The sequence below is a fragment of the Sphingobium olei genome, from assembly GCF_042678845.1.
GTDB lineage: Bacteria > Pseudomonadota > Alphaproteobacteria > Sphingomonadales > Sphingomonadaceae > Sphingobium > Sphingobium olei.
The window spans coordinates 57,057-73,591 of the sequence record NZ_JBHTLS010000127.1; the positions used below are offsets into that span (position 1 = coordinate 57,057).

The 16,535-nt window shown below is 66.3% G+C and carries 14 protein-coding genes; 12 read left to right on the forward strand and 2 right to left on the reverse strand.

What is annotated here, in order from left to right:
* Positions 1-7 precede the first annotated feature (7 nt).
* The 8 genes from nuoL to aac(6') are packed head-to-tail and all read left to right on the forward strand — an operon-like array spanning position 8 to position 8,975.
* Entirely contained in the window at positions 8-2,119 is a 2,112-nt protein-coding gene (gene nuoL, locus ACFQ24_RS12700; protein WP_380911742.1) for an NADH-quinone oxidoreductase subunit L, read from the forward strand.
* The gene (locus tag ACFQ24_RS12705) at positions 2,119-3,666 is read left to right on the forward strand and encodes an NADH-quinone oxidoreductase subunit M (protein ID WP_380911744.1); all 1,548 of its coding nucleotides are present in this window, start codon (positions 2,119-2,121) and stop codon (positions 3,664-3,666) included. The genes nuoL and ACFQ24_RS12705 overlap by 1 nt, the downstream gene beginning before the upstream one ends.
* A complete protein-coding gene (nuoN, locus tag ACFQ24_RS12710) occupies positions 3,666-5,102 on the forward strand; it encodes an NADH-quinone oxidoreductase subunit NuoN (protein ID WP_380911746.1) in 1,437 nt (478 codons plus the stop codon). The genes ACFQ24_RS12705 and nuoN overlap by 1 nt, the downstream gene beginning before the upstream one ends.
* A 2-nt stretch (positions 5,103-5,104) precedes the next feature.
* Positions 5,105-5,806: a biotin--[acetyl-CoA-carboxylase] ligase gene (locus ACFQ24_RS12715; RefSeq protein WP_380911828.1), complete on the forward strand. Its 702-nt coding sequence runs from the start codon at positions 5,105-5,107 to the stop codon at positions 5,804-5,806.
* Between the two features lie 11 nt (positions 5,807-5,817).
* Positions 5,818-6,600: a type III pantothenate kinase gene (locus ACFQ24_RS12720; protein ID WP_380911748.1), complete on the forward strand. Its 783-nt coding sequence runs from the start codon at positions 5,818-5,820 to the stop codon at positions 6,598-6,600.
* Positions 6,597-8,234 carry a ribonuclease J gene (locus ACFQ24_RS12725; RefSeq protein WP_380911750.1) on the forward strand — a complete coding sequence of 546 codons (1,638 nt, stop codon included), beginning with the start codon at positions 6,597-6,599 and terminating at the stop codon, positions 8,232-8,234. The genes ACFQ24_RS12720 and ACFQ24_RS12725 overlap by 4 nt, the downstream gene beginning before the upstream one ends.
* 10 nt (positions 8,235-8,244) lie before the next feature.
* Positions 8,245-8,514: a DUF1467 family protein gene (locus tag ACFQ24_RS12730; protein ID WP_380911752.1), complete on the forward strand. Its 270-nt coding sequence runs from the start codon at positions 8,245-8,247 to the stop codon at positions 8,512-8,514.
* A 41-nt stretch (positions 8,515-8,555) separates the two neighbouring features.
* Positions 8,556-8,975 carry an aminoglycoside 6'-N-acetyltransferase gene (gene aac(6') / locus ACFQ24_RS12735; RefSeq protein ID WP_380911754.1) on the forward strand — a complete coding sequence of 140 codons (420 nt, stop codon included), beginning with the start codon at positions 8,556-8,558 and terminating at the stop codon, positions 8,973-8,975.
* 10 nt (positions 8,976-8,985) lie between these two features.
* Here the strand turns inward: aac(6') and ACFQ24_RS12740 are convergent, their stop codons facing one another.
* Positions 8,986-11,658: a hypothetical protein gene (locus ACFQ24_RS12740; RefSeq protein WP_380911756.1), complete on the reverse strand. Its 2,673-nt coding sequence runs from the start codon at positions 11,656-11,658 to the stop codon at positions 8,986-8,988.
* Positions 11,659-11,737: 79 nt separating this feature from the next.
* On the opposite strand from ACFQ24_RS12740, the gene ACFQ24_RS12745 reads away from it, so the two are divergent.
* From ACFQ24_RS12745 to ACFQ24_RS12760, 4 genes are all read left to right on the forward strand, one after another.
* Positions 11,738-12,040, forward strand: a complete 303-nt coding sequence (locus tag ACFQ24_RS12745; protein ID WP_380911758.1) for an Hpt domain-containing protein — start codon at positions 11,738-11,740, stop codon at positions 12,038-12,040.
* A gap of 85 nt (positions 12,041-12,125) precedes the next feature.
* Positions 12,126-13,292, forward strand: coding sequence for a hypothetical protein (locus ACFQ24_RS12750; protein WP_380911760.1), 1,167 nt, complete (start codon positions 12,126-12,128; stop codon positions 13,290-13,292).
* Between the two features lie 56 nt (positions 13,293-13,348).
* Positions 13,349-14,437: a hypothetical protein gene (locus ACFQ24_RS12755; protein ID WP_380911762.1), complete on the forward strand. Its 1,089-nt coding sequence runs from the start codon at positions 13,349-13,351 to the stop codon at positions 14,435-14,437.
* Entirely contained in the window at positions 14,434-15,810 is a 1,377-nt protein-coding gene (locus tag ACFQ24_RS12760) for a sensor histidine kinase (RefSeq protein ID WP_380911764.1), read from the forward strand. Before ACFQ24_RS12755 ends, ACFQ24_RS12760 begins: the two co-directional genes overlap by 4 nt.
* Positions 15,811-15,859: 49 nt before the next feature.
* On the opposite strand, the gene ACFQ24_RS12765 is transcribed toward ACFQ24_RS12760, so the two are convergent.
* Positions 15,860-16,516 carry an alpha/beta hydrolase gene (locus ACFQ24_RS12765; protein ID WP_380911766.1) on the reverse strand — a complete coding sequence of 219 codons (657 nt, stop codon included), beginning with the start codon at positions 16,514-16,516 and terminating at the stop codon, positions 15,860-15,862.
* Between the last annotated feature and the right edge of the window lie 19 nt (positions 16,517-16,535).

A 16,535-nucleotide genomic window follows, 5' to 3' on the forward strand; every position in this document is an offset into this window, starting at 1 on the left:
CCGTTTCATGATCCAGCTTATCGTCCTTCTTCCCCTGCTGGCGGCCGCCATTGCGGGCCTCGGCAACAAGGCCCTGGGCAAGCTGCCGGCCAAGATCGTCACCACCGGCGCGCTGTTCGCCAGCTGCGCCATGAGCTGGCCGATCTTCATCGGCTTCCTCACCGGCCATAACGAAGCCTATGTGCAGCCGCTCTTCACCTGGATCGAAAGCGGCAGCTTCGACGCGCAGTGGGCGCTGCGCGTCGACACGATGACGGCGGTCATGCTGGTGGTCATCACCAGCGTCTCCAGCCTCGTCCACCTCTACAGCTGGGGCTATATGGAGGAGGAGCCGGACCAGCCGCGCTTCTTCGCCTATCTGTCGCTCTTCACCTTCGCGATGCTGATGCTGGTCACGGCGAACAATCTGCTCCAGATGTTCTTCGGCTGGGAAGGCGTGGGCCTTGCCTCCTACCTGCTCATCGGTTTCTGGTTCCGCAAGCCGTCGGCCAATGCCGCCGCGATCAAGGCGTTCGTGGTCAACCGCGTCGGCGACCTTGGCTTCATGATGGGGATTTTCGGCACCTATCTGGTGTTCAACACCATCTCGATCCCGGAAATTCTCGCCGCCGCGCCGTCGATGGCAGGATCGACCGTCGGGTTCCTCGGCCACCGCTTCGACACGATGACGGTGCTGTGCCTGCTGCTGTTCATCGGGGCGATGGGCAAGTCGGCGCAGCTTGGCCTGCACACCTGGCTGCCCGACGCGATGGAAGGCCCGACGCCCGTCTCGGCGCTGATCCACGCGGCGACCATGGTGACCGCGGGCGTGTTCATGGTGTGCCGCCTGTCCCCGATGTTCGAGACGTCGCCGACTGCGCTCGGCTTCGTGACCTTCATCGGCGCTGCCACCTGCCTGTTCGCGGCGACCGTCGGCACGGTGCAGAACGACATCAAGCGCGTCATCGCCTATTCGACCTGTTCGCAGCTGGGCTATATGTTCTTCGCGGCGGGTGTGGGCGCGTATGGCGCGGCGATGTTCCACCTCTTCACCCACGCCTTCTTCAAGGCGCTGCTGTTCCTGGGCGCGGGATCGGTCATCCATGCGATGCACCATGAGCAGGACATGCGCTATTATGGCGGCCTGCGGAAGGAGATCCCAATCACCTTCTGGACGATGACGCTGGGCACGCTCGCCATCACCGGCGTCGGCCTGCCGCTCATCGGCTATGGTTTCGCGGGCTTCTATTCGAAGGACGGCATCCTGGAAGCGGCCTTCGCTTCGGGCGGATCGGGCGTCGGCGCCTATTATGTCGGCGTGTTCGCGGCGCTGCTCACCAGCTTCTACAGCTGGCGGTTGGTGTTCCTCACCTTCTTCGGCAAGCCGCGCTGGGCCGCGTCGGAGCATATCCAGCACGCGATCCACGACGCGCACGGGCATGGGCATGGGCATGGGCATGACGATCATGCGATGCACGGCCACGGATCGGAGCATGACAATGCGCCGGCGCAGGAAGATGCGGGGCATGATCCGCACGGACATGAAGCGGACGCGCATGCGCTGCCCACCGGCACCGGCGGCTATCATCCGCATGAAAGCCCCTGGGTCATGCTGGTGCCGCTCGTGGTGCTCAGCCTGGGCGCAGTGTTCGCCGGCTTTATCTTCCACGACCAGTTCATCGGGCCGGAAGGCGGCATCGAGTTCTGGAAGGGCGCGCTCGCGTTTGACAGCCACCTGATGCACGCCGCGCACGAAGTGCCGACCTGGGTCAAGTTCGGACCGTTCACGGTGATGGCGCTCGGCTTCATCATCGCCTGGCTCAGCTACATCAAGAACACGGACTGGCCGCAGCGCTTCGTCTCGCAGTTCGGCGCGCTGTACCAATTCCTGCTCAACAAATGGTATTTCGACGAGCTGTACAACGTCCTGTTCGTGAAGCCCGCCTTCGCCATCGGCTGCTTCTTCTGGAAGTTCGGTGATGTCGGCTTCATCGACCGCTTCGGCCCCAACGGGCTCGCCGCGCTGGTCGTGCAGGGCAACAAGATCACCCGTCGGATCCAGTCCGGCTACCTCTACACCTACGCGCTGGTGATGCTGATCGGGCTCGCCGCGGCCGCAACCTGGGCGATGACACGATAATGGACGGCTTCCCCATCCTTTCCCTGATGATGGCAGTGCCGATGGCGGGGGCCATCGCCTGTCTCTTCGCGGGCGCCAACGCCGCGCGCTGGATCGCGCTGATCGCCACGCTGGTCGATCTGGTGCTGGGCATCCTGCTCTGGGCCAATTTCGACCAGGGCGGCCTCCAGTGGCAGTTCCAGGAATATCATCCGATCTTCGGCCGCTTCGCCTGGGCGCTGGGCATCGACGGCATTGCGCTCATGCTGATCGCGCTCACCGTGTTCCTGATGCCGATCTGCATCGGGGCGAGCTGGGAAGCCATTCAGAAGCGTGTCGGCGAATATATGGCCGCCTTCCTGTTCATGGAGGTGCTGATGATCGGCGTCTTCGCGGCGCAGGATCTCTATCTCTTCTATGTCATGTTCGAGGCTGGCCTGATACCGATGTACCTCATCATCGGCATCTGGGGCGGCGCGGATCGCATCTACGCCAGCTACAAATTCTTCCTCTACACGCTGCTCGGCTCCGTGCTGATGCTGATCGCGATGATGTGGATGGTGCATGAAGCGGGCACGACCGAAATTCCGGCGCTGATGGCCTATAATTTCGATCCGCAGGTCCAGACCTGGCTGTTCCTTGCCTTCTTCGCCAGCTTCGCGGTCAAGATGCCGATGTGGCCGGTCCACACCTGGCTGCCTGACGCCCACGTGCAGGCGCCGACCGCGGGGTCGGTGATTCTGGCAGGCGTGTTGCTGAAGATGGGCGGCTATGGCTTCATCCGCTTCTCGCTGCCGATGTTCCCCGAAGCCTCCGCGCAGCTGGCGTGGCTGGTCTGGGGCCTGTCGATGGTCGCGGTGGTCTACACCAGCCTCGTCGCCCTGGTGCAGAGCGACATGAAGAAGCTGATCGCCTATTCGTCGGTCGCGCACATGGCGATCGTGACGGTCGGCCTGTTCGCCTTCAACCAGGCGGGCATCGAGGGCGCGATGATGGTGATGCTGGGCCACGGCCTGGTGTCGGGCGCGCTGTTCCTGTGCGTCGGCGTCATCTACGACCGCCTGCATACGCGTGAGATCAGCCGCTATGGCGGCCTCAGCATCAACATGCCCAAATATGCGGTGCTGTTCCTGCTGTTCACCATGGCTTCGGTCGGCCTGCCGGGCACGTCCAACTTCGTCGGCGAATTCCTGTCGCTGATGGGCATCTACCAGGCGTCGAGCTGGGTGGCGCTGGTCTGCACCACGGGCATCATCCTGGGCGCGGCCTATATGCTCTACCTCTACCGCCGCATCGCCTATGGCGAACAGGTGAATGCGGACGCGGCGGCCATGCCCGACCTGTCGGCGCGCGAAGTCGCGCTGCTGGTGCCGATCGCTGCGGCGGTGCTCTGGATGGGCATCTATCCCGAGAGCTTCCTGGCGCCGATGCGCGCCGACATCCGCGCGCTCGAAGCGCGCCTCGCTCCTGCGGCGCCCGCAGGCGATTCTCACATCAAGATGGGTGCGGCCAAGCCGGCCGGCGAGGCCCATCATGACGAAGTATCTGCGCATGGGGAGGCGCACTGATGATCGATTCCGCTTCCCTTCTGGCGGTCCTGCCGGAACTCATCCTGACGGCAGGCGGCCTCGTGCTGATGCTGGTCGCGGCCTTCGGCGGCGACGGCAGCGCGCGCGTGGTCAACTGGCTGTCGGTCCTGACGCTGGCGATCGCAGGCGTGTCGATCTCCACCTCGCTTGCGCACGGTCCCGACGCGTTCGACGGGCTGGTCAGGGCCGATGCCTTCTCCGCCTTCGCCAAGGTGCTGATTTACGGCGCGGCCGCCGCCGCGATCCTGCTCGCGCCGCGCTTCTTCCTGAGCGACGGCAAGGAACGGCCCGAATATCCCGTGCTGATCCTGTTCAGCAGCATCGGCATGGGCATGATGGTGTCCGCCGGCGACCTGCTGACGCTTTATATCGGCCTCGAAATGCAGAGCCTTGCCGCCTATGTGCTGGCGAGCTTCATGCGGCAGGACGGGCGCTCGTCCGAAGCGGGCCTCAAATATTTCGTGCTGGGCTCGTTGGCGAGCGGCATCCTGCTCTACGGCTCCGCGCTGCTCTATGGCTTCACCGGTACGACCGCGTTCGACGGCATCGCGGTTGCGATGGGCGATGGGGTGTCGAACGGCGAACTGTTCGGCATGGTCTTCCTGCTCGCCGGTCTTGCCTTCAAGATGAGCGCCGTGCCGTTCCATATGTGGACGCCCGACGTCTATGAAGGCGCTCCGACGCCCGTCACCACCTTCTTCGGCAGCGCGCCGAAGGTCGCCGCGATGGGCCTCGCCGTCCGCGTCGCGATCGAAGCGCTTGGGCCGGCGGGCCTGGACTGGCAGCAGATCGTGATCTTCGTGGCGCTGGCCTCGATCATCCTGGGCGCGGTCGCGGCGATCGGCCAGACCAACATCAAGCGTCTGATGGCCTATTCGTCGATCAACAATGTGGGCTTTGCGCTCATTGGCCTTGCCTGCGGCACGCCCGCCGGGGTCGCCGCGACGATGAGCTATATGGCGATCTACGTCGTCATGACCATCGGCGCCTTCGCCTGCATCCTCCAGATGCGCGACGCCGAAGGCCGTCCGGTCGAAAGCATCGCCAGCCTGTCTGGCCTGTCGCAGTCGCGCAAGGGGCTGGCCGCTGCCTTCGCCATCTTCATGTTCTCGATGGCCGGCATTCCGCCGCTTTTCGGGTTCTGGGCGAAGTTCCTGGTGTTCGACGCTGCCGTCGCCGCCAACCTGACCGCGCTAGCCGCATTCGGCATTGCGGCCTCGGTGATTGGCGCTTTCTATTATCTCAAGATCATCAAGACGATCTATTTCGACGAACCGGCGGCCGCCTACGAGGCGAAGGGCGGGGCGGTCGAGAATATCATCCTGACCGCCTGCGCGGTGGTGATCGTCTTCGGTTATCTGCTGAACCCTGTCCTTGACGCGGCGAGCGCATCGGCGGCGGCGGCGCTCTTCTGAGCCTGTTTCGCTTCGTCGAGGAGACCGGCTCCACCAACGCCGACTTGCTGGCGCTGGCGGAGCAGGGCGCGCCCGAAGGCATGTGGCTGCGCGCCGGTCGCCAGACCGGGGGCAGGGGGCGGATGGGTCGCTCCTGGGACAGCCCCAACGGCAATCTCTATTGCTCGACGCTGGTGCGGATGGGGCCGAACGATCCGGCCCCGCATACGCTGGCTTTGGTGGCCGCGAATGCGGTTCACGCCTTGGTTGCCCCGCTCTGCGCAGGAAGCGCCAGGATCAAATGGCCCAATGACGTGCTGGTCGATGGGGCGAAGATTGCGGGCATCCTGCTGGAGCGGGTGGGCGACGCGATCGTCGTCGGCATCGGGGTCAACGTGACTGGGCATCCGACCGGGCTCGACCGTCCGGTAACCAGCCTCACCGCGCAGGGCGCGCGCGAGGCGGAGGCGGGGCCTTTGCTGGAACGGCTGTCGGTCCTTTTCGCCCATTGGCTCGGCATTTGGCGGGCACAGGGTCTGGAGCCGGTGCGGACCCACTGGCTGCTCAACGCCCATCCCGCCGGCACACCGGTGCGCGTGCTGATGCCGGATGGCGAGACGGCGGAGGGAAGTTTCGAGACGCTCGATCGGCAGGGGATGCTGATCCTGCGCTTGGCGAATGGCCAGAGCCGTGTCATTCACGCCGGCGACGTCATTCTCACCTGAGGAACCGGCCCATGCTTCTCGCGATCGACGCGGGCAACACCAATGTGGTTTTCGCGCTGCTCGACGGCCGGGACATCCGTGCGCGATGGCGGATCGCGACCGATCCGCGCCGCACGGCGGATGAATATGCGGTGTGGCTGAACCAGCTTCTTCAGCTTGAAGGTTATGCCATTGCGGACGTGGACGCCGTGATCATCGCCACCGTCGTGCCGCGCGCGCTGCACAATCTTCAGGTGCTCGCTGACAAATATTTCAAGACGAAGGCACTGGTCGCCGGGCAGGCGCCGGTCGATTGGGGCATCGAACTGGACGTGGCCGAACCCGCCTCGGTCGGAGCGGACCGGGTTGTAAACGCCATCGCGGCCCACCATCTCTATCAGGGCGACCTGATCGTCATCGATTTCGGCACGGCGACGACATTCGACGTGGTGGATTATACGGGCGCGTACAAGGGCGGGATCATAGCCCCGGGCATCAACCTGTCTCTCGACGCGCTGGTGGCGGCGGCGGCGAAGCTGCCCAAGATCGCGATCGCGCCGCCGGAGAGCAAATCGGTGATCGGCCGCAACACGGAATCGCAGATGCATATCGGCGTCTTCTGGGGCTATGTCGCCATGATGGAAGGATTGGTGGCGCGGATGCGCGCCGAAATCGGCCGCCCGGCACGGGTGGTCTCCACCGGGGGCCTTGCGGTCCTCTTCAACGACAACAGTGATATTTTCGATGCGATTGCGCCGGACCTCACCATTCAGGGTCTCGCGCTGTTGCACGAACGGAGTTTGAAAACAGAATGACACCCGGAAACGAGCTGATCTTCCTGGCCCTTGGCGGGTCGGGGGAGATCGGCATGAACGTCAACCTTTATGGCTGCCAGGGCAAATGGGTCATGGTCGACCTGGGCCTGACCTTTGCAGATCCTGCCTATCCCGGCGTGGAGCTGGTGCTGCCGGACCTCTCCTTCATCGAGGATCGCCGCGACGACCTCCTCGGCATCGTGCTGACGCATGGGCATGAGGATCATATCGGCGCGATCCCCTATCTGGCCGCGGACCTTGGCGTGCCGCTCTATGCCACGCCCTTCACCGCCGGGCTCATCCGGCTCAAGCTGGAGGAAGAAGGGCTGACCAACGAGGTCGAGCTGAACGTCATCGATAATGAGGGCAGCTTTGCGCTAGGTCCGTTCGGCTTCCGATATGTGCCGCTGGCGCACTCGATCCCGGAGGGCAATGCGGTCCTGATAGATACGCCCTACGGCCGCATCTTCCATACCGGCGACTGGAAGCTGGACGAACAGCCGCTGCTCGGGCAGCCCTCCACGCCGCAGGAACTGACTGCGATCGGCGACGAAGGCGTGCTGGCGCTGGTGTGCGACAGCACCAACGTCTTCAATCCCGAGGCCAGCGGCTCCGAAAGCGATGTGCGCGAAGGGCTGATGCAGACCATCGCCGGCGCGAAGGGGCGGGTGCTCGTCACCACCTTCGCCTCCAATGCCGCGCGTGTGCAGACGCTGGGCGAGGTTGCAGCGGCTACCGGGCGCAAGCTTTGCGTCGCGGGCCGCTCGCTGGACCGGATCATCGGCACGGCGAAGGCAGCGGGCTACTTGAAGGACTTCCCGCCGCTGGTCGATTGGGACGATGCCATGGCCCTGCCGCGCAATGAGGTGATGATCATCGCGACGGGCGGTCAGGGCGAAGCGCGCGCTGCTCTGGCTCGCGTCGCGTTCGACAGCCATCCGATCAAGCTGAGCGAAGGCGACATGGTCGTCTTCTCGTCCAAGCAGATCCCCGGCAACGAGATCGCCATCGGCCGCATCCAGAATGCGCTGGCCGAAAAGAACATCCTGATGGTCACGGACCGGCAGGCGGAGGTGCATGTGTCAGGGCATCCCGGCCGTCCCGAACTGGAAGCCATGTATCGCTGGATACGGCCGGAAATCCTGTTGCCCGTCCACGGCGAACGCCGCCATATGGCGGAGCAGGCGCGTCTGGGCATTACTACCGGTATTCCGCACGCTGTGGTGCAATCCAACGGCGATCTGCTGCGGCTTGCGCCCGGCGCGCCGCAGATCATCGGCCATCAGGAAACGGGCCGCCTCGTCCTGGATGGCGATGTCATCCTGCCGGCGGACGGTTCCACCATGAACGAACGGCGCAAGGTCGCGCTGCACGGACAGATCAGCGTCGCCGTGGCGCTGGACCGCAAGGGCAAGCTGATCGGCGATCCCGTCCTGCGCACGCAAGGCGTGCCGGTGGAGGAGGACAAGACCGCTTTTCTCGCCGAAGCGGCCGATGAAGCCGCCTCAGTCCTGGCGAAGGGGTCGCAGGAGGAAGAGGCGGTGCGGGAACGCGTCCGCCTGGCCGTGCGCCGCACCGCGACCCGCTGGACCGGCAAGAAGCCGGTGGTGGACGTGCTGCTCATCCGCGCCTAATCAGGCTGGCATGAACTGGTACGCGATCTTCGCCATCTATTTCCTGATGTGGGTCATCAGCGCCTTCGTCATGCTGCCCTTCGGCATCCGCACGCCTGATGAAACGGGCGAGGTGCTGCTGAAGGGGCAGGCCGACAGCGCGCCGAGCAACTTCCGTCCGGGCGCGGTGGCGCTGCGCGCGACGATTTTGTCCGGCGTCCTGTTCGGGCTCTATTATGCCAATTATGTGCAGGGTTGGCTGACGCTCGACATGTTGCCGGGCTATCACGCGGCCTCGTGAGCCAACCGTCTTTTCAAATCGTCCGGGCGGATGCGTCCCATGTGGAACGCTGGGCCTTGCTGCGGCAGGGGCTGTGGCCCGAACAGCTTTTGGCCGAGCATCGGGAGGAAGTGCTCGACATGCTGCGCGCGGGCAGCCCGGATGCCATCGCCTTCCTCGCCCTCGACGCTATGGGCATGGTTATGGGGCTGGCCGAAGCCGCCGTCCGGCGCGATTATGTGAATGGATGCGATACCAGTCCCGTTGCCTTCCTGGAGGGGATTTTCGTCGATTCCGCCGTCCGCCGATCGGGGTGCGCGCAGGCGCTTGTCAATGCCGTCATTCAGTGGGGACGCGAACGGGGATGCACCGAGCTGGCGTCCGACGCCGACATCGCCAACCAGGCCAGCCACGAGTTCCACCAAGCTGTCGGATTCGCGGAGACCGAGCGGGTGGTCTATTTCCGCCAGCCGATCGGCTGACGCGCCGCTGCTACTGCCGCAGCCGCTCGATCGCCTGCGCCAGCGCGACATAGAGCTTGCCCATGTCGGACGAAAGGATGGCGACGCCCAGCGCATTGCCGTCCCGCGCCGACAGGATGATCCGCAGCATCGATTCGAAATCGTGGATGTAACGGTTCACATGATCGCGGAACTCCGCATCATTGTCATAGTGAAGCGCGATCTCCCGCGACTCGCCTGCATCCAGCAGCTTGACCGCGCGACGGGTGAAGACTCCCCGGTCGCCCTTCAGATAGGCTGACCAGGCGGAATCGGTCACATCGTTGGACAGGATCTTGGCGACGTCGATCGCGGTGCTGTTGAGCGAATCGATCAGCAGCGCCGAACGGCGGGAGAAATGGTCGCGGTCGCGATCTTCTGCGGCCTGGCCCGCCTCCGTTATGCGCTGCTCCAGAGCGGCGCTGGTGTCCGCGATGGTCAGCAACTGGCGGGTGAGCCGTTCGGACGCCTGATGCGCTGCCTTGACCGCGTCATCTGCGACGCGCGCCACCTGCTCGATCTGCGCCGTTACCTTTTCCCCGATCACGCTTTGCAGTGCGTCGTCGCTGGCCTCCGCCAGTTGCTGGGCAGCGTCGGGGATAGCCCGTGCCAGCGCCTGCCGCGCGCGTTCCGCCGCCTGATCGGCGGTATCCTTCACCCGCAACAGCGCCGTCACCAGCAATGGCCCGGCACCATCGGTGATGCGGCGCGCATCCTGATCCGCCGCATCGAGTGCCGTGCGCAGGCGTTCGACCAGTTCCCGGTTGGCCTGAAGCCCGCCCTGCGTGCTTTCCAGCCATTCGGTGAGGCGGCTGCCCTGTCCGCGCAGCAGCGATTCGGCTTCTTCGGCCCGGCCGACCAGTGCCTCCGAAATGGCTTCCAGCCTCTCCATCTCCGGCGTGGCGCTGCCCAGAAGCGCGCGGCTCGCCTCGACCCGGCTGTCGAACCGCTCCAGCGCGGCCGGATAGGTTTCGTCCAGTTCGCGAACACCCGAATCAAGCGCGACCAGCAATGTCTCGGCGCTGCTTATCAGCCGCTCGGCGGTCATGCCGCCTGCCGCCAGCGCGTCGTCTATCCGCTTCGTCTCCTCGGTCAGGCGCACAAGCGCGGCGGTCAGCCGCTCGCCGCGCGCGAGGGAGTCGTGTTCAAGGGCGGCGAAGCGTCCTTCGGTCGAGGCGATCGTCTCCTGAAGCCCGGCATGGATGCCGGCCATCAGGCTGCGTTGCCCTTCGACCATGTCGTTGATCTGGTGCAGCCGGCCCTCGACATCGGCGACCGCATCGCTGAGGCCCACCACCGTATCGCGGCCGATCGAATCGAGGCTGGCCCGCGACCGGGCGATCAGATCGTCCAGTGCGGCGGCCTGGCCGGTCAGTCCCATATCGGTGGCGGCAAGGGCGTCCTGCGCGCGTTCCAGCGCCGCGTCCAGCCGCTGGCGCAGGTCGCTGTCGATGGCTTCCATGTCACGGCCGAGCGCGGCCAGCGCTTCCTCGCTCGTCGATCCGATACCGGACTGGGCACCGGCCACCAGCGTCTGCAGCGCCTCCGCCCGCCGGGCAATGCCGTCGTCCGTTGCGGCGAACATGCCGCGCACCCGGTCCAGCACCGCCTCCATGCGGCGCGCCACGTCGCGATCAATCGCGTCCATGTCTTCGGTCAGCCGCGCGCGCACCTGCTCGCTGGTGATCGCAACGCTCAACTGGGTCGCTTCGACCAGCGAATTCAGCCGGTCCGACTGCGCGTCCAGCTCGGCCCGGCTCCCGGTGATGGCGGATTGCGCGCTGCGGGCGGTTGCCTCGATGCGCCCGACGGCGATGTCGGCAAGGCCCGTGACCTCCCGCGTCGCGGCATGGGTCGCTTCCTGAAGCTGCGTCAGCTGGCTCGACAGGCTCTTGGTCGCGGCCAGCGATCGGGCGCGCGCCTCTTCGGACACTTCGCTGAGGTTGTGCAGCCGCGCTTCGAGCATATCGATCCGCTCGGCCAGGGCATGGCCATTGTCCATGATCTGCGCCGCCATGCGGCCGGCCCGGTCCTCCAGTTCCGGCATGGTGCCGATCAGCTGGTCCATCCGCTCGACCAAAGCCTGGCCGGCGCGCTCGGCCGCTTCGGCCCGTTCAGCCGTGCTGTGGGATCGCGCCGCGATCAGTTCGGCCGATGCTTCCATGTTGCTGCTGGCGGCCGCGCCATAGCTGTCGAGCAGTTCGGCCTGATCCTGCATGGTCTGGCGCGCGGCATCGAGTTGAGCCGTGATGCGCGACAGGCGCAGTTCCAGCACGTCCGCCTCCATGCGCAGTGCGCGCGCGGTGTCGAGATAGCGGCGGGATTCGGTGCGGCTGTTGCGGATCAGCAGGAGGTATGCGAGCCCGAGCAGGATCAAGGGAACGGCGGTCGTAACGATGGCCTGCACCCAGGCCGAAGGGCCAGCCGCCAGGTCGCCGGATGTGATTGTCGCCCAGAGGGCGAAGCAGGTCCAGCCGATGGCGAGAAGACCCAAACCCCATCGCAGCCGGCGCGCGGTGCGATCCGCGCCGCCCGGCAGGACGTCGACCTCCTCGTCCATGTCCGCCACCTGCTGCAACAGCAGCGTATCGTCGGCTTGCGCTTCCCGTCCGGCCGCGCCCTGATCGTCGCGCCAGAATTCCACTATGGTGCTGCCCCCTGTCATGTCCGCATCCTAGCATCTTTTCCGCTGGCGGAAATGCCTGTTACCAAAACTTAACGTACGCCCGATAGCGTCTGCCGCCATGTCCTATGATCCTGGCGCCCTTCATGCCGCATTGGCGGCCGCCGTCGGCGAAGACGGCGCGCTGATCGCCGATCTTCGCACGGCGTTCATGGAAAGCGCTGCCCGGCAGATCGATCTTCTTGGCCGCGCCCGGTGCGACGCCAACTGGCAAATGGCCGCCTGGCGGCTCAAGGGGCTGGCAGCGAGTTTCGGGCTGACGGCGCTGATGGCGCTGGCGGAAGACGCGGCGCAGGCCGCGCCCGGCGATCCCGCCGTCCTGCGGGAATTGCGCGCCGCGCTGGCGGCATTGGAACAGGACTGACCGTCGGCAAAGCGTCGCTTGCGTTGCGCTGGCTGCCTTGCAACAAGGGCGGACATGCAACAATCGGGTCCACAAGCGTAACGATATGAGTTTCGCCGCCATTCTGAGCGCCAGCCGGGCAACGGCCGATTCGCCGGGAGCCTTGCGTGCCGGCCTGCATTTCGCCGGGCAGACGCTGGTGGAATATCAGGCGCGCCAGGCGGCGCAGGCGGGCGCGGACCGCATCATGATCCTGGTCAGCGTGATCACGCCCGCCCTGTCGCAGGCCGTCGACCGGCTGAGCGCCGATGGCATCGCCGTGGCACTGATCCGCGACATGGTGTCCATGGTGCGGGACGCGCCGCGCGACAGCGACGTGCTGCTGATCGCGGATGGCGCGGTCGTGTCGCAGGCGCATGTCGATGCGCTGGGCGCGGCGGACGGCGATACGTTGCTCGTGACCGACGACAGCCGCGCCAGCGCCCCGTTCGAGCGGATCGACGCGGGGCAGCGCTGGGCCGGGCTCGCGCGGATCAGCCCGGGGCTGCTGTTCGGCACGCTCGACATGATCGGCGACTGGGATCTTGCCCTCACCCTGATCCGCGCCGCCGTTCAGAAGGGCGCACGGCGGGTCACGGTGCCGCAGGACGATCTGCTGGAAGGGCGCGTCGCCATCGTGGAGACGCAGCAGCAGGCCGATCTTGTCGCGAACGCGGTGATGGCGGCGGGCGCGCCGGCGCGGCAGGTGAGGGGCGGGGTGGATCATTATCTGCTGGCGCCGCTCGCGCGCGCTGCCAGTCCCGCGCTGATGCGGATGCAGGTGCCGGCGCTTCAGGTGCGGATCGCGGCGATCGCCCTGGCCGCCATCGCCCTCGTTCCGATCGAACTGCAATGGCCAACAACGGGCTTTGCCCTGCTGCTGCTGGCGTTGTTGCTGGCGGAGGTCAGCGACCGGCTGGACAGCCTGGCGCTGCGCATGCCGCCCTCGGGCTGGTTAGGCTTCGCCGCGCCGACTCTGGGGCTGCTCGGCATCGTTCGGGCAGGCGGCACGCCCCTGTCAGTCGATCTGGCGCTGATCCTCGCGATCATCATGCTCGCGGACCGGTGGAGAAAGACCGGCGGCCTGCGCCCCTGGATGATCTTCACCCCGGCGAGCGCGCTGCTGCTGGTCATCCTGTTCGGTGCGGCCGGCACCGTGGCGCTGGGCATCAGGGCGGCGATGCTGCTGGGAATCGCGTCTGTGGGCGCAATCGTCTTGAAGCGCCCCGCCTGAAATTTCGGCGGCACGGTTTAGTGCCTGTTAAGGACGTGCGGATATCGTCCGATCATATGAGCGCCCATTCCCCCCTGGCCGGCATGATCATGGCCGACAGCTGGCCCATGGCGCGCGTCCTTGCGGGCGCGTCCGCCGTGCCGGTGGGCCACGCCATCGATCTTGCCTATATGTTCGGGGAGGAGGATGACGCGCGGCACGATGCGCTCCTCACCGAAACCCGGCGACAACTGGGCGGGTGCGTCGCGGCGGTGGAAATGGCCCTGCGCTTGTCGCTGGGCCACGCGCCCGCCGTTGCGGCCGCGCTGGATGCCGCGCCCTCCTCCATCGCCTGGCCGGTCCTGCGGGCGCAGCCCACTTTGATCAGCCCTCCGCTGATGGCCCACATGCGCATACGCGCTGCGGTTGCCCTGATGCTGCGTCAATATGGGCAGGGCGACCTGGAGCAGATGGGAGAGGCTGCGGAAGACCGGCTGCCATCGGCGGCCGACCCCGATCTAGGCGCTGCCGTGGCTGCGCTGGCGCTGGCCGAGGGGCGATGGTTGATGCCGGGGGGAGAGGATCATCCGATCCGGGCCGACCTGCCCGCCGAACTGTTTGCCGATCTGCTCTGGACCGTGGCCGCCTGCCTCGCCCACGCCGTGCAGCGGGCAACGCCCGATAACGAGGGTTCGGTCTTCGCCGCTTTCGACCGGTCATGCTGGGCGGTACTTGCCGATCATGACGAAGGCGCCAATCCGATCGCGCTGGCCGACAGGCTGGTGCGGCAGCTGGGCGAAGCGACCGACGATCCGTCCCTGATCGGCATCGCGCTTGATCAGCGGCGATTCCTCCTTTTCTGCGCGCTGGCGGCGCAACGGCTGAGGTTGCCGACGACGGAGTTGATCGCCATCCTCCTGCTCGGCCCGGTTCGGCAGGTCGCCGCGCTGTGCCGCGCCTTGGGCGGCAGCGACGCGGATTATCGCCTGCTTCTCCTGACGTTGCGGCCGGTGCGTCCGTCGCTGACCGACGCGATGATCGTGGCGGCTGCGGAAGGTTATGCCGAATTGAGTCAGTCGCAAGCCGATGCCGCCGTGACGGCGCTTCGCACGCCTGTCGCCTTCCGCAGCCGGCTGGACCATCTGCGCGGAGTGTCGCTCGCGTGACCATGCCGCCACACTCCATGGTGCTGCGTGCGACATTGTCGGCCGAAGGGCGATTGCTGAGCGCCGACGCGCCGATCGAGGCGTTGCAGCGCGAAGCTGGGGCTGCGCTGGGCGATCCGCTGGCGGTGCCGCAACTGGCCGCCATCGCGCGGCTCGCCGCAAGGCTGGGCGTGACGATATCCCGGCCGGCCACGGCAGCGGCCGAGCGGGGCGACATCGATATGTGGGTGCGCGCGCGTCCGGATGAGGCGCATGTGACCCTCTCCATCATCGACTGGCGCGAACGTCCCGCCACCGCAGCGCCTGGGGACATGGGCCGCCGGGATGCGGATATCGCCGCGATGGCGGAAGGCTGGGCGTGGCAGATCGACACGCATCTGCGCTTCGTCATGGCGCTGGAGGGCCATGCGGACCGCATGCCGCCCGATCCGCCCCAGCCCGGCGCGCGCTTCTCCAGCTATTTTCAGCTTCAGCCCGATGAGGACGGCGACATGGCGATGCTGCGCGGCTTCGCACAGCGCCGCCCGTTCCGCGACCAGCGGGCGGTGATCGCTGCCGATCCGGCGCGCGCCGTCATCCTGTCGGCCTTTCCGACATTCGACCTTTCCGGGCAGCTCACCGGCTATCGCGGCTCCGCCGTTCCGCTGGAGCGCGCCGTGCCCGCGCCCTTGGATCAGGATCCCCCGCTCACGCTTTATCCGGCGGAATTCGCTCGCCGGCTCGATCGTTCGCTGCGCCAGCCGCTCGGCCGCATCATCGCCAATGCCGATACGATCAGCGCGCAACTGGAGGGGCCATTGCGCGCCGACTATGCGGGGTATGCCAGCGACATTGCGGTGGCCGGGCGGCATCTTCTGGCATTGGTCGACGACCTTGCCGATCTGCAGGCGATCGACCGTCCCGACTTCAGTGTCGTGTCGGAGGAGGTCGACCTGGCCGATCTTGGTCGCCGCGCGGCGGGGCTGTTGGCGGTGAGGGCGCTCGATCGCCGGATCGTCATCGTTCCACCGCCTCTCGACGCGTCCTTGCTCGCTGTGGGCGAGTTCCGCCGCGTGCTGCAAATCCTCGTCAATCTTGTCGGCAATGCGGTCCGTTATTCGCCCGAAGGGACGCAGGTCCGCATCGTCACCGAATGGGAAAGCGGGAAGGCGCGGGTCGCGGTCATCGACCAGGGCACCGGCATTGATCCGGCCGACCGGGAGCGCATCTTCGACAAGTTCGAGCGCCTGGGCCGCGACGATACCGGGGGCAGCGGCCTTGGCCTCTACATTTCCCGTCGCCTTGCGCGGGCAATGGGCGGCGACATCCTGATCGGCGGCGCGCCGGGCCAGGGCGCGCGCTTCATCCTGTCGCTCCCTTCCGCAGGCCAATAGAAAAGGGGCCGCCTTTCGGCAGCCCCCTCGTTCCCTAAATATCAATCGCTCAGCGGATCGGCGAATCCGGCGACAGCCGCATGTCGAGATAATTGTCGACCGACTTCATCAACTGGTCGAGTTCATGCTCGAAGAAATGGTTCGCGCCCTTGATCTCGTCATGATGGATGGTGATGCCCTTTTGCGTGCGCAGCTTGTCCACCAGCTTCTGCACCGCGCTGGCCGTGACGACCTCGTCGGCCGTGCCCTGGACGATGATGCCGCTCGACGGGCAAGGGGCCAGGAACGAGAAATCGTACATGTTGGCGGGCGGCGCGACCGAGATGAAGCCGCGTATTTCCGGACGGCGCATCAAAAGCTGCATCCCGATCCACGCGCCGAAGGAGAAGCCGGCGATCCAGGTCGTCTGCGCCTCGGGGTGGAAGCTCTGCACCCAATCGAGCGCGGCGGCGGCGTCCGACAGTTCGCCGATGCCGTTGTCGAACGTGCCCTGGCTGCGGCCCACGCCCCGGAAGTTGAAGCGCAACGTTGCGAAGCCGCGCTTCACGAACGTCTTGTACAGCGCCTGGGTGATGCGGTCGTTCATCGTGCCGCCGCCCTGCGGGTGCGGGTGCAGGATCATGGCGACCGGCGCGCGCGGGCGGGGCGGGGGGCTGAAACGGCCTTCGAGGCGGCCTTCGGGTCCGGGGAAAATGACGTCGGGCATGGCACCTGTTATCGTTCTG

Coding starts and splice junctions, on each gene's coding strand:
- ACFQ24_RS12745 (WP_380911758.1), top strand. CDS start 11,738: ATGTCCTATGATCCTGGCGCCCTTCATGCCGCATTGGCGGCCGCCGTC.
- ACFQ24_RS12750 (WP_380911760.1), top strand. CDS start 12,126: ATGAGTTTCGCCGCCATTCTGAGCGCCAGCCGGGCAACGGCCGATTCG.
- nuoN (WP_380911746.1), top strand. CDS start 3,666: ATGATCGATTCCGCTTCCCTTCTGGCGGTCCTGCCGGAACTCATCCTG.
- ACFQ24_RS12705 (WP_380911744.1), top strand. CDS start 2,119: ATGGACGGCTTCCCCATCCTTTCCCTGATGATGGCAGTGCCGATGGCG.
- ACFQ24_RS12725 (WP_380911750.1), top strand. CDS start 6,597: ATGACACCCGGAAACGAGCTGATCTTCCTGGCCCTTGGCGGGTCGGGG.
- ACFQ24_RS12755 (WP_380911762.1), top strand. CDS start 13,349: ATGAGCGCCCATTCCCCCCTGGCCGGCATGATCATGGCCGACAGCTGG.
- ACFQ24_RS12720 (WP_380911748.1), top strand. CDS start 5,818: ATGCTTCTCGCGATCGACGCGGGCAACACCAATGTGGTTTTCGCGCTG.
- ACFQ24_RS12730 (WP_380911752.1), top strand. CDS start 8,245: ATGAACTGGTACGCGATCTTCGCCATCTATTTCCTGATGTGGGTCATC.
- ACFQ24_RS12740 (WP_380911756.1), bottom strand. CDS start 11,658: ATGACAGGGGGCAGCACCATAGTGGAATTCTGGCGCGACGATCAGGGC.
- nuoL (WP_380911742.1), top strand. CDS start 8: ATGATCCAGCTTATCGTCCTTCTTCCCCTGCTGGCGGCCGCCATTGCG.
- ACFQ24_RS12765 (WP_380911766.1), bottom strand. CDS start 16,516: ATGCCCGACGTCATTTTCCCCGGACCCGAAGGCCGCCTCGAAGGCCGT.